The 22,147-nt window shown below is 66.7% G+C and carries 22 protein-coding genes; 14 read left to right on the top strand and 8 right to left on the bottom strand.

The genetic code is table 11. The annotated features are described in order from the left end of the window. Positions 1–8: 8 nt before the first annotated feature. Positions 9–806, bottom strand: a complete 798-nt coding sequence (locus HALXA_RS15645; protein WP_013881364.1) for an N-acyl homoserine lactonase family protein — start codon at positions 804–806, stop codon at positions 9–11. A 113-nt stretch (positions 807–919) separates the two neighbouring features. On the opposite strand from HALXA_RS15645, the gene HALXA_RS15640 reads away from it, so the two are divergent. Next, complete coding sequence (locus HALXA_RS15640) at positions 920–1,054, top strand: hypothetical protein (protein WP_013881363.1); 135 nt, start codon at positions 920–922, stop codon at positions 1,052–1,054. A 188-nt stretch (positions 1,055–1,242) separates the two neighbouring features. Further along, a complete protein-coding gene (locus HALXA_RS15635) occupies positions 1,243–1,599 on the top strand; it encodes a hypothetical protein (RefSeq protein WP_049895337.1) in 357 nt (118 codons plus the stop codon). A 104-nt stretch (positions 1,600–1,703) separates the two neighbouring features. Here the strand turns inward: HALXA_RS15635 and HALXA_RS15630 are convergent, their stop codons facing one another. Further along, the gene (locus tag HALXA_RS15630; RefSeq protein ID WP_013881361.1) at positions 1,704–3,473 is read right to left on the bottom strand and encodes a GMC family oxidoreductase; all 1,770 of its coding nucleotides are present in this window, start codon (positions 3,471–3,473) and stop codon (positions 1,704–1,706) included. After that, positions 3,473–4,588: a gluconate 2-dehydrogenase subunit 3 family protein gene (locus HALXA_RS15625; RefSeq protein ID WP_013881360.1), complete on the bottom strand. Its 1,116-nt coding sequence runs from the start codon at positions 4,586–4,588 to the stop codon at positions 3,473–3,475. Before HALXA_RS15625 ends, HALXA_RS15630 begins: the two co-directional genes overlap by 1 nt. Positions 4,589–4,782: 194 nt before the next feature. On the opposite strand from HALXA_RS15625, the gene HALXA_RS15620 reads away from it, so the two are divergent. Then, positions 4,783–6,099 (top strand): NAD(P)/FAD-dependent oxidoreductase, encoded by a 1,317-nt coding sequence (locus tag HALXA_RS15620; protein WP_013881359.1) that lies wholly within the window; start codon positions 4,783–4,785, stop codon positions 6,097–6,099. A gap of 30 nt (positions 6,100–6,129) precedes the next feature. Here HALXA_RS15620 and HALXA_RS15615 read toward each other — a convergent pair whose 3' ends face one another. Continuing rightward, positions 6,130–6,891: a metallophosphoesterase gene (locus HALXA_RS15615; protein ID WP_171814690.1), complete on the bottom strand. Its 762-nt coding sequence runs from the start codon at positions 6,889–6,891 to the stop codon at positions 6,130–6,132. 76 nt (positions 6,892–6,967) lie between these two features. Beyond that, positions 6,968–7,978: an archaeosortase A gene (gene artA / locus HALXA_RS15610; RefSeq protein ID WP_013881357.1), complete on the bottom strand. Its 1,011-nt coding sequence runs from the start codon at positions 7,976–7,978 to the stop codon at positions 6,968–6,970. 107 nt (positions 7,979–8,085) lie between these two features. Between artA and HALXA_RS15605 the strand changes: the two genes are divergently transcribed. From HALXA_RS15605 to HALXA_RS15570, 8 genes are all read left to right on the top strand, one after another. Next, the gene (locus HALXA_RS15605; protein ID WP_013881356.1) at positions 8,086–8,322 is read left to right on the top strand and encodes a hypothetical protein; all 237 of its coding nucleotides are present in this window, start codon (positions 8,086–8,088) and stop codon (positions 8,320–8,322) included. Between the two features lie 102 nt (positions 8,323–8,424). Then, positions 8,425–8,835 carry a DUF7124 domain-containing protein gene (locus HALXA_RS15600; protein WP_013881355.1) on the top strand — a complete coding sequence of 137 codons (411 nt, stop codon included), beginning with the start codon at positions 8,425–8,427 and terminating at the stop codon, positions 8,833–8,835. 93 nt (positions 8,836–8,928) lie between these two features. After that, positions 8,929–9,813 (top strand): aldo/keto reductase, encoded by an 885-nt coding sequence (locus HALXA_RS15595; RefSeq protein WP_013881354.1) that lies wholly within the window; start codon positions 8,929–8,931, stop codon positions 9,811–9,813. A 24-nt stretch (positions 9,814–9,837) separates the two neighbouring features. Further along, positions 9,838–10,596, top strand: a complete 759-nt coding sequence (locus tag HALXA_RS15590; protein WP_013881353.1) for a class I SAM-dependent methyltransferase — start codon at positions 9,838–9,840, stop codon at positions 10,594–10,596. An 86-nt stretch (positions 10,597–10,682) separates the two neighbouring features. Continuing rightward, positions 10,683–11,219, top strand: a complete 537-nt coding sequence (locus HALXA_RS15585; RefSeq protein ID WP_013881352.1) for a DUF5815 family protein — start codon at positions 10,683–10,685, stop codon at positions 11,217–11,219. Positions 11,220–11,471: 252 nt separating this feature from the next. Then, complete coding sequence (locus HALXA_RS21750) at positions 11,472–11,672, top strand: hypothetical protein (protein WP_049895486.1); 201 nt, start codon at positions 11,472–11,474, stop codon at positions 11,670–11,672. Positions 11,673–12,085: 413 nt separating this feature from the next. After that, positions 12,086–15,286, top strand: a complete 3,201-nt coding sequence (gene carB / locus HALXA_RS15575) for a carbamoyl-phosphate synthase large subunit (RefSeq protein ID WP_013881350.1) — start codon at positions 12,086–12,088, stop codon at positions 15,284–15,286. 235 nt (positions 15,287–15,521) lie between these two features. After that, on the top strand, positions 15,522–16,376 hold the full coding sequence (locus HALXA_RS15570; protein WP_013881349.1) for a hypothetical protein: 855 nt from the start codon (positions 15,522–15,524) through the stop codon (positions 16,374–16,376). A gap of 15 nt (positions 16,377–16,391) precedes the next feature. Here HALXA_RS15570 and mvaD read toward each other — a convergent pair whose 3' ends face one another. Next, complete coding sequence (mvaD, locus tag HALXA_RS15565; protein ID WP_013881348.1) at positions 16,392–17,375, bottom strand: phosphomevalonate decarboxylase MvaD; 984 nt, start codon at positions 17,373–17,375, stop codon at positions 16,392–16,394. A gap of 175 nt (positions 17,376–17,550) precedes the next feature. Between mvaD and nth the strand changes: the two genes are divergently transcribed. Then, the gene (gene nth, locus HALXA_RS15560) at positions 17,551–18,234 is read left to right on the top strand and encodes an endonuclease III (protein WP_013881347.1); all 684 of its coding nucleotides are present in this window, start codon (positions 17,551–17,553) and stop codon (positions 18,232–18,234) included. A gap of 99 nt (positions 18,235–18,333) precedes the next feature. Beyond that, positions 18,334–18,600, top strand: coding sequence for a hypothetical protein (locus tag HALXA_RS15555; protein ID WP_013881346.1), 267 nt, complete (start codon positions 18,334–18,336; stop codon positions 18,598–18,600). A gap of 48 nt (positions 18,601–18,648) precedes the next feature. Here HALXA_RS15555 and HALXA_RS15550 read toward each other — a convergent pair whose 3' ends face one another. Beyond that, positions 18,649–19,479 carry an NAD(+)/NADH kinase gene (locus tag HALXA_RS15550; RefSeq protein ID WP_013881345.1) on the bottom strand — a complete coding sequence of 277 codons (831 nt, stop codon included), beginning with the start codon at positions 19,477–19,479 and terminating at the stop codon, positions 18,649–18,651. Positions 19,480–19,564: 85 nt separating this feature from the next. After that, entirely contained in the window at positions 19,565–20,881 is a 1,317-nt protein-coding gene (locus HALXA_RS15545) for a M28 family peptidase (protein ID WP_013881344.1), read from the bottom strand. 174 nt (positions 20,882–21,055) lie between these two features. Between HALXA_RS15545 and HALXA_RS15540 the strand changes: the two genes are divergently transcribed. Beyond that, complete coding sequence (locus tag HALXA_RS15540) at positions 21,056–22,120, top strand: polyprenyl synthetase family protein (RefSeq protein ID WP_013881343.1); 1,065 nt, start codon at positions 21,056–21,058, stop codon at positions 22,118–22,120. The last annotated feature ends 27 nt before the right edge of the window (positions 22,121–22,147 follow it).

Here is a 22,147-nt window from a genome sequence, read left to right as displayed (position 1 = left end):
TCCGAGGCCTATAGCGACCGTAACCGCTCGAGATCCTCGCCATCGTGCCCGCAGATCACGGTGGCGTCCTGCCGACGCTCGAGGTCCTTGAGGAACCGCAGGCTCTCGAGCCAGTGGCGCTTGCTCCAGAGGAGGCCGCCGCCCATCGGGTGTTCGTCGTGGTAGTTCGCGCGGACGTAGGCCTGATCGCCGGCGAGGACGACGGTGCCCGCGTCCTCGAGTTCGAGCACCACCCCCAGGAGGCCCGGCGTGTGGCCGGGCAGGTGGACGAACTCGAGACCCGCGAAGCCCTGTTCGCGGTCGCCGTGGACGATCTCCCACTCGAGGTCGCGGTCGAAGTCGCCGCTGAGGTAGGCGACGTCTCCGTCCGACGCGTCCGTTTTGGCGCTGTAGTACGCGTACTTCAGCTCTCGTTCGTGGACGTAGATCGGCGTCTCGGTCCCCTCGAAGGCGTACAGCCCGCCCGCGTGATCGAGGTGGAGGTGGGTCTGGATCACGCAGTCGATATCCGCCACGTCGTAGCCGGCACCCGCGAGGTCGTCCTCGAGCGGCCGCAGGCCGGTGTGCTCGAAGGCGGCGTACAGCTCGTCGGGCCAGTGGCCCGCGTCGGCGTCGGGGTGGGAGCCGGTATCCCAGAGGATCGTTCCCTCGGGGTGCTCGATGACGACGTTGTAGACCGGTTCTTCGATCAGCTCGGTTTCGGGGTTCGGATCGTCCGCCGTCCCGAGCCGCGCGCCCTCGAGGAGGTTGTTCACGTCGGCGGTGATCGTCCCGCGCTGAATCGGCGTGAGGGTAGCCTCGACCATACCCTCGAGAACGGGCGGCCGACAGTTAGGCGTGACTGACGTGCGTCCTCGCCTTTTCCGCGGGCTGGCAATGCCGGCCGTACCGATACCCCTTATCGGATCGACACGCCGATATGGTCAGATTCTCCACGATCGTGATCCTCGTCGGTATCGGCCTGCTGTTCGTCCCGATTCCGCCGATCGCCACGGCGCTCGGTATTATCGTCATCCTCGTCGGGATCGGCCTCAGGGTGCTCTTCGACGTCTAGGACCGCAAAAAGACTGCGACTCGCGCCGCCGCAGGCTCGAGAACGTGCCTCCTATAGTCGGTAAGAGGGGTTCGTTATCAGCGATACCCGCGAAACTCGCGTTCGGTATCGGTCGTGTCGGCGTCGGTGTCGGCGCAAGCTTCCGCTGCTTCGAACGAGGTTACGTCCTGTCGAATGCGGAGTGCTGAATGGAGCGCACGGAGAGAAGCGATTCGAAACTGAAAACGAAAAATGACAATAGATCTATCAGTGGTGGTGTGCTTGGAGGGAACATGGACGCGGGAATGGATGGGAGCGAAGCGGATAGCGAGATGGTTAATAATACTATTGACGTGGAGGGAGAGCCGTCGGATTCCGGATCCGCAACTCTCCAGTCGATGGGATATTTAGATAGTGATACCGAAACGCGAAGGACGGATGGACATTTCACCGGTTCGAAGACGTCGATCCTCAAGTCGATCATAATTTTAGCAGTGGCAGCCGTCTTCGTGTCTCTCCTCTTGTACTACGTCGTATCGGGTCTATTGATGCTGTTCGGTATATAGCTGTAGTGAGCGAGTCTCCGTAGGATATCCGCGTACATACGCCAAACCACCGGATTCGTTTCCAGCCGGCGTTCTAAATAAAGAAACCGCGCTATCAGCTACTGTTACGAGGAAGGGTCGGCGAGCATCTCGGGTTCGTCGAGGTAATTCTGGATCCCCTCGGCGGCGCGGAAGGCCAGCGCGCCGACCGTGCCGGTCGGGTTGTAGCCGCTGTTGTGCGCGAACGCCGACGCGCCGGGGATGAAGAGGTTCGACGCGTCCCAGCACTGCAGGTAGTTGTTCACGACCGACTCCTCGGGGTCGGCGCCCATGACCGCGCCGCCCGTGTTGTGCGTCGACTGGTAGGGCGTGATGTCGAAGCTACCCTCGAGGCTCGTGCTCGCGTCGACCGTGTCGGCGCCCATCTCCTGCATGACCTCCTCGAGCCGCGGGCCGATGTACTCGACGAGGTTGCGGTCCTGTTCGCGCCAGTCGAAGGTCATCCGCAGCAGCGGTCGTCCGTACTGGTCGGTGTAGTTGGGGTCGAGGTCGAGGTAGTTCTCCCGGAACGGGAGCACGGCCCCCTGGGCGGAGACCGACACCGAACTGTGGTAGTTGTCGATGCTCGCCGCCTTGAACTCCGACCCCCACGAGGGCGTCCCCTCGGGGACCGGGTTGTTCGCGATGGGGCGGTCGCCGGTCTGGTTGAGCGCGACGTTGCCGCCGTGGAGGAAGTCCAGGTCGGAGTGGTCGAAGTTGTCGCCGTTCAGGTCGTCGAACGAGGCGCCGAGCGCGCCGGCCCCCATGTAGAGGTTCCACTGCTCGTCGTCGAAGAAGCCGGTCGCGCTGGCCTGGAAGTTCTGGTAGCAGTAGTTCTTCCCGACGACGCCCTCGCCCGTCTCGGGGTCGTACGGCTCGCCGATGTCCGACAGCAGGAGCAGGCGGACGTTGTTCAGCACGTACGCGGTCAGCGCGACGACGTCGGCCGGCTGCTCGTACACCTCGTTGGACCGGCGATCGACGTAGCGGACGCCGTCGACTCGCTCGTTCTCCTCGTCGTACAGCAGTTCCACCACGTCGGAGTGGGTCCGCAACTCGAAGTTGCCCGTCTCCTGGGCGGCGGGGAGAACGGTGGTGATCGGCGACGCCTTCGCCCCCCACTCGCAGCCGAACCGCTCGCAGTAACCGCAGTACTGGCACTGGCCCTGCTGGATGCCGTCGGGGTTCGTGTACTGCTCCGTGAGGTTCGCCGACGGCGCCTGAAACGGTTCGTACCCGAGGTCGTCGGCGGTCTCCTTGAACCGCTCGAGCACCGGCGTCTCCATCATCGGCGGGAGCGGGTACTCCTGCTCGCGGGGCCCCTCGTAGGGATTGCCGGCGTCCTGCTCCTCGCCCTCGAGGTTCCCCGCCTCGCCGGCGATGCCGGCGGTGTACTCGAACTCGGCGTAGTAGGGCCGGAGCTCCTCGTAGCTGATCCCCCAGTCCTGCAGCTGCATGTTCTCGGGGATCTTGTCCTCGCCGTACTCGTCGATCGTCCGCGACTCGATCTCGAAGTCGTAGGGGAGGAACCGCCAGGTCTGGCCGTTCCAGTGGACGCCGGCGCCGCCCTCGCCCGAGCCGGGCAGGAACGCGCCGTAGCGGCGCATCGGCAGGGCGACGTCGTCGACGCTGTTGCGGAAGGTGATCGTCTCCTTCGAGAGGTCCTGCATCAGCTTGTACCGGAGCGCGTACCCCAGCTCGTCGTGGACCGTGAAGAAGTCCTCCGTGTCCCGCTCGCCGCCCCGTTCCAGGCTGACGACCTGGTAGTCGTTCTGCGCGAGCTCCTTCGCGACGATGCCGCCGGTCCAGCCGGCGCCGACGGTGACGACGTCGACGGGCTCGAGTTCCTGGACCATCACCGCCCACCTCCGTCGTCCGCGCCGCTATCGTCCGCGTTCGCGTCGGCCGCGTCCGCGTCGTCGTCCTCGAGGCGCATCGGCGTCACGTCGCGGTCGGCGTCCCCCCGCGCGGCCGCCTCGTCGACGACGTTCGGATACTCCGCCTCGGCGGCGTCGTGGACGTGCGCGTGCCCCTCCTCGCTCTGTGCGTTGGCCGGCTCCTCGTTCTCGCCGCCGATACCGAGCGATTCGACGTCGTCGGCCAGCTTCCGGTAATCGCCCTCCTCGAGTTCGACGTACTCGCCCTCCTGGAGCAGCCCCCGGTAGCTCCCCAGCGCGCCGGGCGTCCCCGGGAACCCCTTCAGCCGCCAGCCGATCATCTCCCGGTTGCCGCCGTACATCGGGTCGCTGAACATCCCCTCGAGGGTGTTCTGTCGAACCATCAGGAAGAACCCCTCCGCGTCGATATCGAGGTCATCGAACGGTCCCACCTCGTCGGCCTCGAGGGCCGCGACCACCTCGTCCTGCTGGTCCTCGTCCAGTCCCGTGAAGGAGTCGGCGTCGTACTCCGACTGCACGTACTCCTCGACCGCGTGGATGCCCTGATCGTACGCCTCGTTCGGGGAGAGGGGATACTGCCATCCCTGCGTCGAGGCGGGACTCTCCTCGGCCCAGGAGATCTGGACCTCCTCGCCCGCGGTATCGTCGGTCTCCGACTCGAACGGATCCGTCGGATTCTCCCCGGCGAACGGGGCCTCCATGTACCACCGTTCGCCCCGGCCCCACGCCGAGTTCATCTGCTGGTCGATGAAGTAGACGACCCCCGCTTCCGGCGCGCCCGGCCCGTTGTCGTCCGAGGGGTAGATCCGCGCCGTCAGGTCGTGGACCACTCGCGCCTGCTGGATGGTGAAGTACTCGAGCCCCTGTTCTTCGACCTCGACTTCGTCCATCTGCTGCATCGGCGTGACGTCGAAGTCCGCGGGGTCGAACGCCCCCTCCGCCGGCGCGGCGATGCCGAAGACGGCCAGTCCACCGCCGGCGCGCATCAGCGTTCGCCGCGATACGTCCCGCGTGAAGTCGAACGTCGGTTCGTCACCGCCGCTGGTACCGTCTGGTCTCTCACCGTCGGGCATGGGGCTTCGGATGGCGAGAAGTCCGTTAGTGCGTGTCCTTGCAGCGGACTGGGATATTTAGGAACCGGACAGCGTAACGAGAGATTACCGAATCCGCGACGGCAACCGATCATCGCCGTCGCGTTCGGCTCGAGCGGAGTACTCCTTGCACTGTTAGGTCGCCGGCTTTACTGGTCGCCGATCGACGGTCGCGTATGGAGTCGACACCGCGGGTACTCGTCGTCGGCGGGGGGCTCGCCGGCCTCGTGGCGACCCGGCACCTCGCCGCCGGCGGGGTCGACGTCACGGTGCTCGAGCGCGAGGAAACGGTCGGCGGGCGCGTTCGGACTACCGAACGCGACGGCTACCGGTTCGACCGGGGGTTCCAGGTGCTGTTTACCGCCTACCCCGCCGTACAGCGGGAACTGGATCTCGAGGCGCTCGATCTGCGCCGGTTCGCGCCGGGAGCGACGATCGCCCGGCCGAACCATCGGTCGACGCTGGCCGATCCGCGTCGGGAACCGGGAACGCTGCCGGCGACGCTGTTCAATCCGGATATTTCGACGGGTGACAAGCTCCGTGTGCTCGGACTTTGGCGGGACCTGCAGACGAAAGACCCGACGGAGATTTTCAGCGGCGACGACGCGTCGATCGCGCAGTACCTCCGCGACCGGAGCTTCTCCGACCAGTTTCTCGAGAATTTCGTCGGGCCGTTCTACGGCGGGATCACGCTCGATCGGTCGCTGTCGACCTCGAAGCGCGTCTTCGAGTACACCTTCCGGACGCTCGCGGCGGGTGCGACCGCCGTCCCGGCCGCTGGCATGGGCGCGATCCCCCGGCAGCTCGCCGACCGGGCTCGAGAAGCGGGGGCGACGATCGAAACCGGCGTCGACATCGAATCGGTTGCAGCCACGTCGGACGGCCCCTCGAGCGCCACGTCGGCGGCCGCGGATGTGACCGTGACCGTGGAAACCGCCGGCGATGACGCCCTCGAGGCCGACGCCGTCGTCGTCGCGACCGACCCGCCGACCGCTCGCGAGTTGACCGGCGTCGAAGCGATCCCCACGGACGCGCGAGCGTGTGTGACCCAGTACTACCGCCTCTCGGGTGAAGCGACGATCGGCGCCGACCGCCGCCTCCTGTTGAACGCCGGCGACGAGGGGCCGAACCACGTCGTCCCCCACAGCGCGGTCGCCCCCGAGTACGCGCCCGACGGCGAGACGCTGCTGAGCGCGACCTACCTCGGGGAGCGCGAGGAGAGCGACGCCGAACTGGCAACGCAAACTCGAGAGACGCTCGAGTCGTGGTTCCCCGAACGCGTCTTCGACGACTTCGAACGCCTCCACACCGATCGAATCGAATTCGCGCAGTTCGACCAGCCGCTGGGAATCCACGAGCGGCTGCCGGACGCTCGCGATCCGGACGGACCGGTCTACCTGGCCGGAGACTACACGCAGTGGTCCTCGATTCAGGGCGCGATGGAGAGCGGGCGGGAGGCGGCGCGAGCGGTGCTCGAGGATCTGTCCGGCTAACCTCGGATTTGTCCGGTCGGAATCGAAAAACTACAGCAGCCGCCGACACTCCCCCAGCGGCGGAAACCACAGCGACTCCTCGCGCTCGCCGTCCCAAACGGCCGGGTAGAACGCGTCCGCGTCGGCGACCAGCGGCGACTGGAAGTCTCGAGCGCGCATGCCGTTGACGGCGGCGCCGCCGGCGAGTCGCGTGAACGCGGGGAGGACGAGGACGTCCGCGGGATCGCCTGTGGCAGTCCCGGTCCCGGACTCGTAAACGCCCGGCCCGTAGAGGAAACACGGGCGTTTGCGCCCCTCGATCGACAGCGCGGGGTGGTCGTGGCCGACGACGTACCGTTTCGCCTCGGCGCTCGGCTGCTCGTGGCCGTGACAGACGACCGTCTCGCCGTCCGCGAGGCGGTACTCGTCGACGACCTCGCCGTCGAACCCCTCGAGTTCCGCGAGCATCGTGTCGTGGTTGCCCGGCGTCACCACGAAGTCGGCGCCGGCCGCGGTAACGGCCGACTCGAGGGCGGACAGATCCCGTGCAACGCCGTGCGGAACGCTGTTAAACGAGTGTAAGAGGTCGCCGGCGACGACGACCGTTCCGGCGCCGGTGCGCTCGAGCAGCGACGCGAGCCGGTCTCGAACGTCGGCGCCGTCGTCGATCGGCGCGTCGACGCTCGAGGCGGCGGCGCGGCCGAGGTGGACGTCGGCGACGAGCAGCGCGTCGGCGTCGGGGAGGTAGGCGGCGCGCTCGAGCGGAGAGAAGGGAACGTCGACATCGATGTCGACGCCGCCGTCGGTGGCGATGGCGGCGTCAGCGTCGGTATTAGCGGCAGGTGTGTCGGAGCCGGTCACTGGTGCGGAGTATCGACCGCGGCCGGCATCAGTTGTCGGGTTCGCGGCCGCCGTCGGTGCGGACCTCCTCGACGCCGAGCGCCTCGAACAGGTCGTACTCGGTGCCGGTCAGGACGAACAAGACTTCCTCGAGCGGCGCGAGCACTTCGGGGACGATCTTGACGACGAGGTAGGTGATCCCGATCAGCGCGAAGACCGACAGCGTCTGGGCGATGTAGTTGTGCGAGACGAGGAAGGAGACGCGGCTGGGCTCGGCGCCGAGGTAGGTCGTCATCAGGGAGACGAGCCAGTCCTGCTGGAACCAGCCGAGCGGCGACGCGAGGCCGATGAAGACGTTCCGAATGAGGTTGAGGAACCAGATGACGCCGATCGCCAGCGCGAAGGCGGACAGTTTCTGCTTGAGCGGCGCCGAGACGGCGGCGATCAGCCCGCCGAAGATGGCCATGCTCCCGAGACCGGTACAGGAGAGGACGATGTAGGTCGTCCGCCCGGTCGCCGTCTCGTTCGGGTCGAAATTGAACCGGCTCATGTAGCCGTTCGCGCCCTCGTTGATACCGGGGCTGTGACCGAGCAGTTCCATGCCGAAGTGGGTCTGGGCGGCGGTCGTCTCGATCAACCACTCGCGGACGAACGGGATCGTCTCCGCGGGCAGGTAGATCAGCCCCATGAACGCGACCGCCTTCGTCAGGAGGAACAGCGACCGGCGGTCCTGCAGCATGAGGTACCCGGTGTAGGCACAGAGCGGGAGCGCGGCGACCGACAGCAGCGTCTCGAGGGGGCTCTGCATCTCGTAGTAGAAGTACGGGACCATCGTCAGCCAGAAGGTCCCGAACGCGAGCCACCCGCCCGCGGCGGTCAGCCGCGCCGGGCGGTCCGCGCCGCGCCAACGGAGGGCCAGTGCGGCGAAGAACGCGCCGATTGCGATCCAGACGATCGCGTCCGACAGCCCGCCGCCGGTACTCGAGGCGAGCGGGACGGATCCTGCGGATGCGAGGCCGGCGACCGAACCGCTCCCGATCGCCGCGGATGGGGTCGGCATATTCAGGCCGAACCGAAGGACTCTCGCGCTATCAACTTGACGCCTCGGACTCGAGACCGATACCGACGAAACAGTTAAGTAAATACTGGTTCTTGGTAACATCACACATGGCCTTCAGTGAACTGTCCGCAGGTGAGCCCCTGGGCCGCCGCCTGACGGTACGCCGCGTCGAGTCCGTCGAGTCGAACGCAACCGTCCGTCACGTCGATCAACTCGAGACGGACGAGTTCCAGGAATTTTACAACCTGCTCGAGGACGGACAACCGCTGCCGGCCGACGAAACGGCTCTCGAGGACGGCGAGATCGTCGTCTTCACCGACTATTTCCGCGTCGAAGCGATCTGAAGGCCAGCGGTCACGCGATGCGGCGAGCGGGCGGAAGGCGACTGCTCCCGGCCAACCGGAAGTATCGAAGCCGTTTTCCCCAGCGGGACCGTTCTGCCCGGTATGAACGGCGATACGGACATGACCCTGGCGTTCGAACTCGAGGCGCTGAAGGAACTCGCCTCGCCCGAGAGCGTCTTCGAGGACGCCAGAGGCTGGACCGAATACATCGGCGTCGTCTCCGAGAAACCGACCTACGTCGTCACGAACTTCACCCGGAAGAACCGCATCCGGCAGGACTTCTTCTCCGGCCCCCGCGGCAAGGCCGAGAGCCTCGACGGCGTCAAGGACCAGTTCGACACGGAGCGGTACGTCTACATCGGCGCCAGCGACGAAGACGAGAAGCTAGCCGGCCGCGTCGGCTGGGAGTATCTGGACGTCGAGGAGGCCGCCGAGGCGGCCGACTGGGTCCTCGCGACGAGCGTCGAGGACGAGGAAGACGACGCCGAACCGGTTCGGGACGACTGGCCCTGAATCGACGGCCGCTTTTCTACCCACAGCACCGCGGCGCCGACGCCGCGTCCCCGAGCGCCGACACTTATGTACGGTCTCCCCTAGACGTTCGGTATGGAAACTCGTCCCCTCGGCGACACCGGACACGAGAGCACCGTCGCGACGTTCGGCGCGATCGCGCTCAACTGGCTCGAGCAGGAGGGCGCGAACCAGATGGTCGAGCAGGTCCTCGACTACGGCGTCAACCACTTCGACGTGGCGCCGACCTACGGCGACGCCGAACTCAAACTCGGTCCCAAACTCCGCCAGCACCGCGAGGAGATCTACCTCGGCTGCAAGACTCAGGAGCGCGAGTACGAGGGCGCGCGCCGCAAACTCGAGCGCTCGCTCGACCGGTTGGGCGTCGACCGTATCGACCTCTACCAGATCCACGGTCTCGAGTACGAACACGAACTCGAGACGATCGCGGGCGAGGGCGGCGCGCTCGAGGCGTTCCGAGACGCCCAGGACGAGGGCCTGATCGGCGACATCGGCCTGACGAGCCACGGCGATCCGCAGCTCATCCTCGACGCTATCGACCGGATCGACGACCTCTCGACGGTGATGTTTCCGCTGAACCCCGTCGTGGCCGGCAAGGACGACGACGAGTACGACTACGAGGCCGTCCTCGAGCGCGCCGAGGAGGAAGGAATCGGTACGCTCGGAATCAAGGCTTTCGCGAAGGGCTCGTGGCCCTCGACCGACGAACTGCCCGAGGCCGACCGCCCCTACGCGAACTGGTACGAACCGGTCGACCGGCCGGACGAGATCAGGGATCGGTTCGACTTCGCGGCGTCGCAGGGACTGACGACGGTCGTTACGCCCGGCGATCCGAAGCTCGTCGCGATGGTGCTGGACGCCGCCGACCGCTACGAGGAACTGAGCGAGAGCGAACAGCGCTCGCTGATCGAACGAGCGCGCCACGACGAGAGCCCGGTCCCCGAACAGCTGCACCACTAATTCGATTTCCGCCCGCTCGAGACGATGGACGTCCCGAAAACGGTCGCGACCGCCCTCGAGGACCGACCGGTCGAGGGTGCGGTCTGTCTGGAAGCCGGTGCCGGCGCCGGGAATACGACGGCCGGACTGCTGACCCGCGGCGCGGCCCGCGTCTACGCCGTGACGAACGACCGCGAGCACGCGCGGACAACTGTTAATCGAGTACTCGAGGACGAGGACGGCGACGACGATAACAGCGCGGACGATCGGACCGATCGACTCGCCGTCCTCGAGGCCGACCTGCGGAAAATTCCGCTCCCGGGCGATTCGGTCGACCTCGTCACCGCCCACGGGCTGTTCAACGTGCTCCCCCCGGCCGATCTCGAGACCGTTGCCGCCGAGTTGACCCGGGTCGCGGCGCCGGGCTGTCACCTCGTGATCGACGACTACGAACCGCTGCCCGACGACGCCGCCGTCCGGAAACTGTTCGCCCTCGAGAACGCGGCCGCGGAGTTGACCGACGGTCGGCCGGCGCTGACTTTCTATCCTGCGGCGGTGCTGCGCCGGCTGTTCGCCGGCTACGGCTGGGAGTTCGACCGGCGGCGGACGCTGCTCGAGCCGGTGCCGTGGACCGAACAGCATCTCTCAGCCCACGCCGCCGTCGTTCGCGAGCGGGTAGACCGGCTGCCGGACTCGAGCGGGGTCGGCGAGACGTTCCTCGAGCGCGCCGACCGCCTCGCGGAATCGATCGGCTCGGAGTCGGTCGGCGAAATGTACAGTATCGCGATGCGGCTGCCGGCGTGAGGTGTGCAACTCGCGTCGGGACGTCTCGAACGGCCGCGAGCCCGCGAGTCGTCGCCCTTATGCCCGCGCCGGCCGAATACGGACCAATGGCAGAGCCCCGCGTCCCGGGTTCCGGCACCGAACGGCGTCTCGAGCTTCCCTGCGGGGAGACGATGGACCCCCACGACGTGGATCTGGGGATGCGCGATTACTCTTGCGCGTGCGGCGACGACCACGCCGTCGTCACCGACGCCCACCCGCCGTCGCGGTTCTTCCCGGAATCGCTCGTGACCGTCCTCCAAGAGACGATCGAGACCGACGACGAGTTCGACCGGTTCGGGACGCCCCACCTCATGGGAATCGCCTTGGAGGAGTTCCCCGAGAAGGTCGTTACCTACGACGCCAGCGACGACGGCGCCGTCGGCTACGCGATGCTGTGGGTCGCCGACTTCGACTCGCGGCGACTCCACGAGATCGTCGTCGAACTGGTCGTCGAACTCATGGAACACGCGATCAGCCACGCCGACGACGACGCCGCGATTTCGGAGTTCGAAACGCAGATGCTCGAGTTCGACGTGAGCGAGTTCGTCGAGCAGTACCGCGCCCAGCGGAACTTCGAGAGCGAGCACGATCGAGCGATCTGAGCCGCGCCGTCGATCGACGCTGGTTCCGAACCGATTTCCGTCCCCTCCGATTTCTTCGATAGCTCGAGTACTGACACGTTTCGAAACGTCGTACTCACTTGCGGCAGAATGCGCCGGTCAATGGAACGGCAGTACCCACCAATCGGACTCGAGGCCGAGTTTCACGAATACACGTATCAGCGCCCGATGACCTCGTTCTCGCGACGTGGAACGAACCGTGTCCGTTATCCGTCGCTGGTCCTGAAAGGTACTGTGACATCCCCCGACACCTCATCGGATCCCGAGACGCCGGTACCGGCACCTGATACGAGCCAGGAACTGACGGCTCACGGCTACCGGATCACCGTCGACGACGGACGGGACACGTTCTACGCGATCCGGCTCAGCGAACCCGACAGCGATACGGCCTGGATCATGTCCGACACCGTCCGGTCGCCGAAAGAGATGCGGTAACTCCTCGAGTCGCCCCGGCCGCGCGCTACGGATTTCGAAACGCCGGTGAACGATCGGCGGTCGATTCGTCGCCCGTTTCTCGCGTCGCCGTCCTCGCGTCTCCCATCGTACGGCGCGTACGGACGCGGAAGCGCGAACTGAGCGTGCAGTGATACCGTTCCACAGGAATCGATTTTCAGAAGGCACGACGCCTGCGAACTCACCACACAGGTTATTTTGCCTAATTTCTCGTGTCCAGCCGCGGATTCGTCAGGAATCACCTATCGATCCGCCGGATCGTCGACCGTTGGTCGAAAAATCGATCCGTCGACGGTACCGCTCCGTCGCCGGTTCGAAATTCGAAAAGCCGTTTCGAGATTCGTACTGTATCGTGGGGCTTATTACGATGTGCGAACTCCGGACGAACAAGACCAATGAGTACGGACACTAACGGAGACCGTGCAGGGGACGGACGCAAAATCCTCCTGATCGGGAGCGGCCCGATCCAGATCGGGCAGGCCGCCGAATTCGACTACTCCGGCGCGCAGGCCTGCCGGGCGCTCCAGGAGGAAGGCGCCGAGGTCGTCCTCGTCAACTCCAACCCGGCGACGATCATGACGGACCCGGAGATGGCCGACGAGGTGTACATCGAGCCGATCACGACCGACGCCATCGCCGAGATCATCAAGAAGGAGAATCCCGACGGCGTCATCGCCGGCCTCGGCGGCCAGACCGGGCTCAACGTCACCGCCGAACTCGCCGAGGAAGGCGTCCTAGACGAGTACGACGTCGAGATCATGGGGACGCCGCTTGACACGATCTACGCGACCGAGGACCGCGACCTCTTCCGCCAGCGCATGGAGAAGATCGACCAGCCGGTCCCCGGCTCGACCACTATCTCGCTCGAGGAGGGCGAGGAGGTCTCGGAGCTGACCGAGGAGGATCTCCGCGAGCGCGTCCAGGCGGCCGTCGACGAGGTCGGCGGCCTGCCGGTCATCGCCCGCACCACCTACACGCTGGGCGGCTCCGGGTCGGGCGTCGTCCACGACTTCGACGAACTCCTCCAGCGCGTCCGCAAGGGGCTGCGCCTCTCGCGCAACAGCGAGGTGCTGATCACCGAGTCCATCGCGGGCTGGGTCGAGTACGAGTACGAGGTCATGCGCGACGCCGACGACTCCTGTATCATCATCTGTAACATGGAGAACATCGACCCGATGGGCATCCACACCGGGGAGTCGACGGTCGTCACGCCCTCCCAGATCGTCCCCGACGAGGGCCACCAGGAGATGCGCACCGCCGCGCTCGACGTCATCCGCGAACTTGGGATTCAGGGCGGCTGTAACATCCAGTTCGCGTGGCGCGACGACGGCACTCCGGGCGGCGAGTACAGGGTCGTCGAGGTCAACCCGCGCGTCTCCCGTTCCTCGGCGCTGGCCTCGAAGGCGACCGGCTACCCGATCGCCCGCGTGACCGCGAAGGTCGCGCTCGGCAAGCGCCTCCACGAGATCGAGAACGAAATTACGGGTGAGACCACGGCTGCGTTCGAGCCCGCGATCGACTACGTGGTTACGAAGGTCCCGCGCTGGCCCAAGGACAAGTTCGACGACGTCGACTTCGAACTGACGACGGCGATGAAGTCGACCGGCGAGGCGATGGCCATCGGCCGCACCTTCGAGGAATCGCTGCTGAAGGCACTCCGTTCGTCGGAATACGAACCCGACGTCGACTGGGCTGACGTCTCGGACGAGGAACTCGAGGAACAGTACCTCGAGCGCCCCTCCCCTGACCGCCCGTACGCGATGTTCGAGGCCTTCGACCGCGGCTACACCACCGAGGAGGTCGTCGACCTGACCGGCATCTTCGAGTGGTACACCGAGCGCTACAAGCGCATCGCCGAATCGACCCGCGCCGCCCAGGAGGGCGACTTCACCGAGGCCGCGATCGCCGGCCGCACGAACGCGACGATCGCCGCGGCCGCCGGCGCCGACGTCGACACCGTCGAGCAGGAGGTCCCGGGCCGCACCTACAAGCAGGTCGACACCTGCGCCGGCGAGTTCGAGGCCGAGACGCCCTATTACTACTCCTCGCGCAAGAACGAGTTCGAGTCCGGCCCGCTGAAGGGCGACGCCGCGGCGGGCGAACTCGAGGTCGACCGCGACGTCGAGAGCGTGATCGTCGTCGGCGGCGGCCCGATCCGCATCGGGCAGGGCGTGGAGTTCGACTACTGTTCGGTCCACGCGGTCCGCGCGCTCAGGGAGTTGGGAATCGACGCCCACGTCGTCAACAACAACCCCGAAACGGTCTCGACGGACTACGACACCTCCGACGGGCTGTTCTTCGAGCCCATAACCGCCGAAGAGGTCGCCGACGTCGCCGAGGCGACCGGCGCCGACGGCGTGATGGTCCAGTTCGGCGGCCAGACGTCGGTCAACATCGGCGAACCGCTCGAGGACGAACTCGAGCGCCGCGGGCTCGACTGCGAGATCATGGGCACCTCCGTCGAGGCGATGGACTTAGCCGAGGACCGCGACCGCTTCAACGCCCTGATGGACGAACTCGAGATCTCCCAGCCCGACGGCGGGACGGCCTTCTCGAAGGAGGAGGCGCTGCAACTCGCCCACGACATCGGCTACCCCGTGCTCGTGCGTCCCTCCTACGTGCTGGGCGGCCGCGCGATGGACATCGTCTACAGCGACGAGGAACTCGAGACCTACATCGAAGAGGCCGTCCGCGTGAGTCCGGACAAGCCGATCCTCGTGGACGACTTCCTCGAGGACGCCGTCGAACTGGACGTCGACGCCGTCTCGGACGGCCGCGACGTGCTCATCGGCGGCATCATGGAACACGTCGAGAGCGCGGGCGTCCACTCCGGCGACTCCGCCTGTATGATCCCGCCGCGCTCGCTGGACGCGGACACGCTGGCCCGCGTCCGCGAGGTCACCGAGGACATCGCCGAGGGCCTGAAGACGAAGGGACTGCTGAACGTCCAGCTCGCCGTCACGGGCGTCCACGACCCCGACGCGGAGCCCGAGGTCTACGTCCTCGAGGCGAACCCGCGCTCCTCGCGCACCGTGCCCTACGTCTCGAAGGCGACCGGCGTCCCGATCGCCAAGCTCGCTGCGAAGGTCATGGCCGGCGAGACCCTGAGCAGCCTCGAGGCCCAGGAGCAGATCCCCGAGCACACCTCGATCAAGGAGGTCGTCCTGCCGTTCGACCGCCTCCCGGGCTCTGACCCGCGTCTCGGTCCCGAAATGAAGTCGACCGGCGAGGTCATGGGTACGGCCGGCGACTTCGGCACGGCCTACTGGAAGGCCCAGCAGGCCGCGCACAACGACGTCAGCGAGGGTACCGCGGTCGTCGACTTGGACGTCGACGGCTTCGAGGAGCACTTCGACATCGCCGAGTTCGACGACGTTCCGCAGGCGATCCGCGAGGGGAAGGTCGACTTCGTGGTCAGCCGCGACCGCGACTCCCTCGAGATGGCCGTCGAGGAGGAGATTCCGTACCTCTCGACGGAGGCCAGCGCCGAGGCCTACGTCGAGGCGCTCGAGAGCTTCGAGGGCGAACTCGAGGTCGACACGGTCAGCGACCGTCCGAAGCGCGTCGCCGAGTGGGGCGGCGGCGAACTGCAGTAAGCGACCGGCGCCGCCGGGTTCGCGCTCACATCCGGTCCGTACTCATTGATTCCGTTCGGTCGCTTCGAGCGACTGTCGGTCGATTTTGACGTTTTCTCCTCGTTTTCGACTCCCTGGCTCGAGTTATCGTCTCCGCCGGTATTCTGTCCGCGACAGGTCGCCGGTATTCGCCGGTCGAACCTTCAACCGTCAGCGCGTCGTAGCCGTCGCAAGCGCATTCGCGTGGAGATTCACGATGTCAGAGGACCCAGATCACGACCTGACGGCGGACCTGCCGGGAGCGGACGAAGAACGCCTCGAGGAACTGGCCGACCGAGCGCCGCTCGATCCCGAGACGGCGAAAGATGCCGTCAACGGCCCCGACATCCCTGCGGGGACGCTGTCGCTCGCCGGCGGCGGACTCCTGTTGCTCTCCGCGCTCCGATCGGCGGGCCGCGGGCAACTGCGCGCGATTCCGAAGGGGATCGCCGCCGCCGGCTTGCTCGGCTACGGGCTCGGCAAGCGCGACTCGGACGGCGACGTCGGCCTGCAGTCGAGCACCGGACTCGGACTACGCGCGGACGATGAAGACGATTCCTCGACGTTCGAGCCGACCAGCGTCGAGGACGTCGAGAGCGGCAGCAACGGCAAGGAAACCTCCGACGCGGCCGCCGCGGCGGCCAACCGGCCCGATCTCAGCCAGCAGTCGGAGATGGATCCCGAAACGGGTGAGATCGAGGAGTCGCCGATCATCGACGCGGACGAGGACGGCGGGTCGGAGATCGAGTTTACCGAAGACGCCGACGGCTCGAAGGGCGATCTCGAGGCCGAAGACGACGATCCGCGGCGCGACACGGCGGACGACGACGAGCCCCTCGAGATCGACGTCTCGGACTCCGCGATGGCCGACGAACCGTCGGAGGCCGCGGGACCGACCGCGGAGCAGGCCCAGCCGACCCAGACCGACTCGACCGAGCCGGAGGAGACGCCCGACGAGGACGCGTCGGACATGAAGGTGGAGCCGGACGACGAAGAGAGCGCGGACCGGACGGGTGAGGAAACGGACGAGGGAGAAGGCGACTCCGGCGAGGACGACGAGCCCGAAGCGTAGTCCGCAGCGACGGCCTCAGAAGAGGTGCTCGTCCTCGTCGAGCAGGCGAGCGGGGCCGCCGACGTCCCAGATGGTCGTCGAGACGCCGCAGTCGGAAATCTCCTCCTCGACGTACTCGGCGTGTTCCTCGGTGGTGTTGACGTAGACGCTGGCGCCGGTGTCGGTCGAGAAGTAGACCGGGATATCCTCTTCTTCGCGCAGTTCGCGCACGCGGTTGAAGATCGCGATGGTGGCCGGCTGCCAGTAGACCCAGCCCTTCGGGCCGGTCATCGTGGTCGCGGCCAGCGAGAGCGAGTCGTGTTCCGCGAGTTCGAACGCCGCGTCGAAGTCGTCGTTCCGGAGGGCGTCGCGCATCTTCGCGATCTGCTCGTGGATGTGGGCGTTGCGCGCCTGGAACATGTGGCTGTCGGCGGCCTCGTCGTGGGCGTCCTCGGTCTCCTTGTGGTAGGGGACGAGCCCGACGATGATTTTGAGGTCCTCGTGGAGGTCGCTCGGCACCCGCCGCGAGCGACAGTCCTCGTCGTTCATGCCCGTGTGCAGCTGCGAGAACGCGCCCGTCACCGCGCGGGCGGCCGACGCGGAGCCGACGCGCGCGATGGTCGAGATCTCTTCGCGCGAGGCGTCGAGTTCAGCGGCTTCCGCCAGCGCCATCGCGGCGGCCGCGAATCCCGAGGAAGAGGAGCCCAGCCCGACGTTCGTCGGGAAACTGTTCTCGCTCTCGAGGCGCACGGGGTAGACCGTGTGGGCGGCATCCGACCGCGAGCGGGCCTTCTCGACGACGGCTTCGACGCGCTCGTAGGCGCGGCCCTCGAGTTCCTCGCCGTCGACGACGAACGTGTCCTCGTCGTAGTCCATCGAGAACTCGACGGTGGTGCGGGTGTGGCTCGGGGCGGTACAGACGCTGATACTGTCGTGATAGGGCAGTCGCTCGATGTCGTCGCGCATCCCGTGGTACTTGACCAACCCCTGGATCGGGTGGGCCATCGCGGTCGCTTTCATACCCAGACACGGGTGTGACGGTCGCTTAAAGTTCACGACCTCGTACCGGACGGCCGACGACCAGCCAACCAGCCGACCAGCCGACCAGCCGACGACCGGCCGACGACCGACTGACGACCGACCGGCGGCACCGCGAATCCGAACGCTGAAACGCCGAGCCTCCCACCACTCCCCTATGGGAACCCCACGCGAGACGAGAGCCGAGCAGGCCGAGGAGGTGATCGAGCGACTCGAGGAAGCGTATCCGGACTCGACGATTTCGCTGCGCTACTCGAACCGCCTCGAGTTGCTGATCGCCGTGATCCTCTCGGCCCAGTGTACGGACGAGCGGGTGAACAAGGAGACCGAGCACCTCTTCGAGAAGTACGACGGACCGGAAGACTACGCCAACGTACCCGAGGAGGAACTCGCGGAGGATCTGAACTCGATCACCTACTACAACAGCAAGGCGGGCTACATCAAGAACTCCTGCGAGACGATCCTCGAGGAGCACGACGGCGAGGTGCCGGATACGATGGACGAACTGACGGAGCTGTCGGGCGTCGGCCGGAAGACGGCCAACGTCGTCCTCCAGCACGGTCACGACGTCGTCGAGGGAATCGTCGTCGACACGCACGTCCAGCGGCTCTCGCGTCGGCTCGGTCTGACCGAGGAGGAACGGCCCGAGGCGATCGAACAGGATCTGATGACGATCGTCCCCGAAGGCTACTGGCAGCAGTTCACCCACCTCTGTATCGACCACGGGCGCGCGACCTGTACGGCCCGCAACCCCGACTGTGCGGACTGCGTGCTCGCGGATATCTGCCCCTCCGCGAAGGGCGACAGCGAGATCGACCTCGCATCGGGCGAGCCCTGGTAAGCCGGATTCAACGCTCGAGACGGTCGATATATCGACACGCCGACCCTCGCAAGCCCAACGTCTTTTCAGGGACCGGCGGTACACCCACTCGGGATCACTATGTCCGATACCGACGATCAGGGCGAGCGCGACAACACCGGCAAGGACGAGCACGGGCGGGACGTCCAACTCGAGCAGGAGAAAACGGACCCCGAAGAGGCTCGCGACGAGGAGGAACTCACCGAGGAGGAAAAGGAGGCCCGCGAGCGAGCCGACGAGGAAGCGCGAAAGCAGGACATCGAACAGAAGTCGGTCCAGCGCGAAAACGACGCCCTCGAGCAGGAGAACCCGGATCACCATCGGGACGAGGAACCGTACAACGGCTAGCGCTCGCGTCGCCGTCTCGCCGCCGGTCGACTCGTCTTTTTACCCGACTCACTGCCGCGCACGCGCAGCTTCGAGCGCGTCGTCCGAAACGACCAGCGTCGTCAGCGCGTCCTCGACCGAGACGGTGACGTCCGTCCCGAGCGAAATCGCGCCGATCTCCCGCTCGTCGGCGACGACGGTGATATCGCCCTCGTCGCGCTCGACCGCGAGCCGGAGGTCGTCGTCGGGGAGCACCCACCGCTGGGTCCGCGTGACGAATGGCGCGATCGGGCTGACGACGACGGCGTCGACGGCCGCCGAGAGCTGCGGTCCTTCGACCGCGGCGGCGTAGCCGTGGCTTCCGGCCGGCGTCGCGACGACGACGCCGTCGGCCCGAAAGGTCGCGACGCGGTCGTTCCGACACCGGACGCTGTACTCGGAGATGCTGGCCGGTTCTTCGGTAACGAGGGTGACGTCGAACAGCGCGCGCTCGCGGACGAACGTCTCCTCCCCGCCGTCGTCGCCGGTACGGATCTCGACTGTAAGCAATCCCCGATCCCGTTTGTCGGCTTCCCCCTCGAGTGCGGCCGCGAGCGCGTCCGGTAGCCGCTCCGGGGCGACCGATTCGATGCCGGCAACGCTGCCGACCGGGAGGACGGAGACGTCGGTTCGGGCTCGAGCCACCGCCGAGAGGGTTCGTTCGCCGACCGTTACCAGCAGGTCGGGATCGGCCGCGAGGACGGTTTCGAGGGCGCCGCGTTCGATCTCGGCGGCAACGCCGCGGGAGTCGAGGGTCGCTTCGAGGTCTCGAGGGAGGGCGTCGACGCCGTCGGCTTCGCGCTCGACGACGCCGACGACGGCCGCGGTCTCGTCCCCTCCACTCCGCCCGGCGGAATCCATGTGCGGCAGTTAACGCGGCCGATTCAAAAGCGTACGGTTGTCCGCCGGCGCCGGGCCGGCGCGATCGATCGTCAGTTGTCAGCCATCAGTCGTCGTACGGCCAGTCGCCGGTGATCCGCATCCCCTCCGCGAGGTCCTGCGCCTCCAGCTCCGCGGCGATCGCCGCCGGATCGCGGTGCTCGACGGTTCGATCCCCGCTCGCGAGATCGACCACGAGTTCGGTCAGCAGGATCGCCTGCTCGCGCAGCGTCCGCGGCTCGAGTTTCTCGAGCGTGTCGGCGAAGGTGTGCCCCCAGCCGCGCCCGACCTCGTCGGACGTCGACTTGACGTGGTAGCCGGGGACGCCCCGCCGGACGAACGGCCAGTGGTCGCTGTGCGGGCCGAGCTTCGGCACCGTCTCGATCGGGTGATCGTAGCGGTCCGCGACCGAATCCGCCGCGTCCTCGAGGCCGTCGAACCCGTGGGTGACCAGCGACAGCGTGCGGCCGCGGACGACGCCGTCGTTGTTGACCACCGCCTCGATCGAGTCGAGGTCGGTTTCCGCGGCGTAGTGTGCGGAGCCGGTGAGGCCCACTTCTTCGGCGCCGAAGGCGACGAACTCGACGCGGGTCTCGAGGTCGTCTTCCCGGTTGGCGAGGGCGTTTGCGAGTTCGACGACCATCGCGGTGCCGGCGCCGTTATCGAGGGCGCCCTCGGCGATGTCGTGGGCGTCGACGTGGCTCGTCACGAGCACGCGCTCGTCGGTGTCGGGGCCGAGTTCCGCGCGGACGTTCTGACTCTCCGCCTCGTTGATCTCGGCGTCGACCGCGAGTTCGACCTCCTCGCCGTCAAACCGGCGGCCGAGTCGCGCCCCCACTTCGCTCGAGACGCCGATAGCCGGAATCTCTCCGACGGGATCCGCCTCGGTTCCGACGCTGCCCGTCGGCGGGAGACAGCCCTCGACGTGATTGCGGTAGACGAACCCGATCGCACCCTGCTCGACGGCGTGATAGTACTTCTCCCGCCGGTGGATGTACCGCTCGTAGTAGTCTGGGATGTCGCTGCGGACCATAACGATCCGGCCCTCGAGATCGCGCGCCTCGAAATCCTCGGGCAGTCCGTAGCCGAGGTCGACCAGCGGAGCGCTGACGCGGTCGGACGGACTGCGCGGGAGCGCGATACAGTTCCCGCCGACGTCGTCGCCGTTCGCTCGGATCGCGCTCGAGCCGCGGGTCCAGCCCTGAATATCGAAGGACTCGAGACGAGCGTCTTGTGCGCCGGCCTCGGCGAGGACGTCCCGGGTCAGTTCCGCAGCCTGCCGTTCGCCGTCGCTGCCGGCCATCCGGTTGCCGATGTCGACCAGGTCCTCGAGGTGATCCCAGCCGACGTCGCTCGTGAAGACGTCGCCGATCCAGTGGGTCATGCCGATAGCGTGGACGGGCCGGCGGGTAATTCTACCGTTCGCGGTCGATCGCAGGCCGGCGTCGTGATGACGCTCTCGAGCGCCATTCGTTTTCGCAGTGAACGTCTATTGGTTCGAAACGTTTCGCCCACGAAGAACTGAATCTTTTTTACCCCGCTCGCTCTCGGGGGGAGTATGCGGGAGACGCTTGCTGAATGGCGGCCGCTGGTCGACGAGGCTATCGCCGACCTCGTTCCGCGGGAGATCGACGCCGAATATTTAGAGCGGTTCTTCGGCGGGCCGACCTACGAGTACGATCCCGACGGGATCCAGCGCGCGCTGGCCGACCCGCTCTGGGAACTGCTCGATCGAGGGGGGAAACGCTGGCGCGCGGTGCTCTTTCTGGTCTTTATCGAGGGGTTCGGCGAGGATCCGGCGGAGTACCTGCGGTACGCCTGCATTCCGGAGATTCTCCACAACGGGACGATCATCGTCGACGACGTCGAGGACGAGGCTGCGAAGCGCCGGGGAGAGCCGGCGCTACACCACATCTACGGCCAGGACATCGCGCTGAACGCCGGCAACGCGATGTACTTCCTGCCGCTGAAGATTCTCACGCAATCCCGGACCGACCTGCCGGCCGACCAGCGGCTGGCCGCCTACGAGATGCTGATGGACGAACTCAACCGAACTCACCTCGGGCAGGGGATGGACATCCACTGGCACAACGAGCGCGACGTACAGATCACGCCCGAGCAGTACCTCGAGATGTGCGCGTGCAAGACGGGCTGTCTCGGCCGGATCGTCGCCCGACTCGCCGCCATCCTCACCGACCAGCCGCCCGAAGTCGAGCGCGCCGTCGCCACCTACGCCGAACTGACCGCCGTCGCCTTCCAGATCGGCGACGACATCTTGGACGTCGAGAACTCGCTGGGCAGAGCCGGCGAGTTCGGCAAGGAGTTCGGCAACGACGTCCGCGAGGGGAAGAAGACGCTGCTGGTCATCTACGCCCTAGCGGAGAGCGACCCCGAAACGGCCGAGCGGCTCCGTGAAATTCTGGCCCTCGACGAGAACACCGACGAGGAAGTCCTCGAGGCGCTGTCGATTCTCGAGGACGCCGGCAGCATCGATTACGCCCGCGAGCGGGCGCTCGAACTCGCCGCCGAGGCGCGCGCGGCGATCGACGGCCTCGAGTTCGACGACGAGACCGATCGAAAGCTCCGGGAGTTCACGGAGTTCGTCATCGAGCGCGACGTCTGAGTCGAATCTGAATCCGAGTCCGACTCG

Source organism: Halopiger xanaduensis SH-6 (assembly GCF_000217715.1).
GTDB lineage: Archaea > Halobacteriota > Halobacteria > Halobacteriales > Natrialbaceae > Halopiger > Halopiger xanaduensis.
The sequence above is the reverse complement of the archived record's forward strand: the minus strand, read 5'-3'. Positions and strand labels throughout refer to the sequence as shown.

What these genes read in the sequence shown, in the direction of transcription:
- artA (WP_013881357.1), bottom strand. Translation starts at nt 7,978, where the DNA reads ATGCCGACCCCATCCGCGGCGATCGGGAGCGGTTCGGTCGCCGGCCTC.
- HALXA_RS15585 (WP_013881352.1), top strand. Translation starts at nt 10,683, where the DNA reads ATGGCAGAGCCCCGCGTCCCGGGTTCCGGCACCGAACGGCGTCTCGAG.
- mvaD (WP_013881348.1), bottom strand. Translation starts at nt 17,375, where the DNA reads ATGAAAGCGACCGCGATGGCCCACCCGATCCAGGGGTTGGTCAAGTAC.
- HALXA_RS15590 (WP_013881353.1), top strand. Translation starts at nt 9,838, where the DNA reads ATGGACGTCCCGAAAACGGTCGCGACCGCCCTCGAGGACCGACCGGTC.
- HALXA_RS15605 (WP_013881356.1), top strand. Translation starts at nt 8,086, where the DNA reads ATGGCCTTCAGTGAACTGTCCGCAGGTGAGCCCCTGGGCCGCCGCCTG.
- HALXA_RS15595 (WP_013881354.1), top strand. Translation starts at nt 8,929, where the DNA reads ATGGAAACTCGTCCCCTCGGCGACACCGGACACGAGAGCACCGTCGCG.
- HALXA_RS15540 (WP_013881343.1), top strand. Translation starts at nt 21,056, where the DNA reads ATGCGGGAGACGCTTGCTGAATGGCGGCCGCTGGTCGACGAGGCTATC.
- HALXA_RS15550 (WP_013881345.1), bottom strand. Translation starts at nt 19,479, where the DNA reads ATGGATTCCGCCGGGCGGAGTGGAGGGGACGAGACCGCGGCCGTCGTC.
- HALXA_RS15600 (WP_013881355.1), top strand. Translation starts at nt 8,425, where the DNA reads ATGAACGGCGATACGGACATGACCCTGGCGTTCGAACTCGAGGCGCTG.
- HALXA_RS15630 (WP_013881361.1), bottom strand. Translation starts at nt 3,473, where the DNA reads ATGGTCCAGGAACTCGAGCCCGTCGACGTCGTCACCGTCGGCGCCGGC.
- HALXA_RS15625 (WP_013881360.1), bottom strand. Translation starts at nt 4,588, where the DNA reads ATGCCCGACGGTGAGAGACCAGACGGTACCAGCGGCGGTGACGAACCG.
- HALXA_RS15640 (WP_013881363.1), top strand. Translation starts at nt 920, where the DNA reads ATGGTCAGATTCTCCACGATCGTGATCCTCGTCGGTATCGGCCTGCTG.
- HALXA_RS15645 (WP_013881364.1), bottom strand. Translation starts at nt 806, where the DNA reads ATGGTCGAGGCTACCCTCACGCCGATTCAGCGCGGGACGATCACCGCC.
- HALXA_RS15555 (WP_013881346.1), top strand. Translation starts at nt 18,334, where the DNA reads ATGTCCGATACCGACGATCAGGGCGAGCGCGACAACACCGGCAAGGAC.
- HALXA_RS15635 (WP_049895337.1), top strand. Translation starts at nt 1,243, where the DNA reads ATGGAGCGCACGGAGAGAAGCGATTCGAAACTGAAAACGAAAAATGAC.
- nth (WP_013881347.1), top strand. Translation starts at nt 17,551, where the DNA reads ATGGGAACCCCACGCGAGACGAGAGCCGAGCAGGCCGAGGAGGTGATC.
- HALXA_RS15545 (WP_013881344.1), bottom strand. Translation starts at nt 20,881, where the DNA reads ATGACCCACTGGATCGGCGACGTCTTCACGAGCGACGTCGGCTGGGAT.
- HALXA_RS15620 (WP_013881359.1), top strand. Translation starts at nt 4,783, where the DNA reads ATGGAGTCGACACCGCGGGTACTCGTCGTCGGCGGGGGGCTCGCCGGC.
- carB (WP_013881350.1), top strand. Translation starts at nt 12,086, where the DNA reads ATGAGTACGGACACTAACGGAGACCGTGCAGGGGACGGACGCAAAATC.
- HALXA_RS15570 (WP_013881349.1), top strand. Translation starts at nt 15,522, where the DNA reads ATGTCAGAGGACCCAGATCACGACCTGACGGCGGACCTGCCGGGAGCG.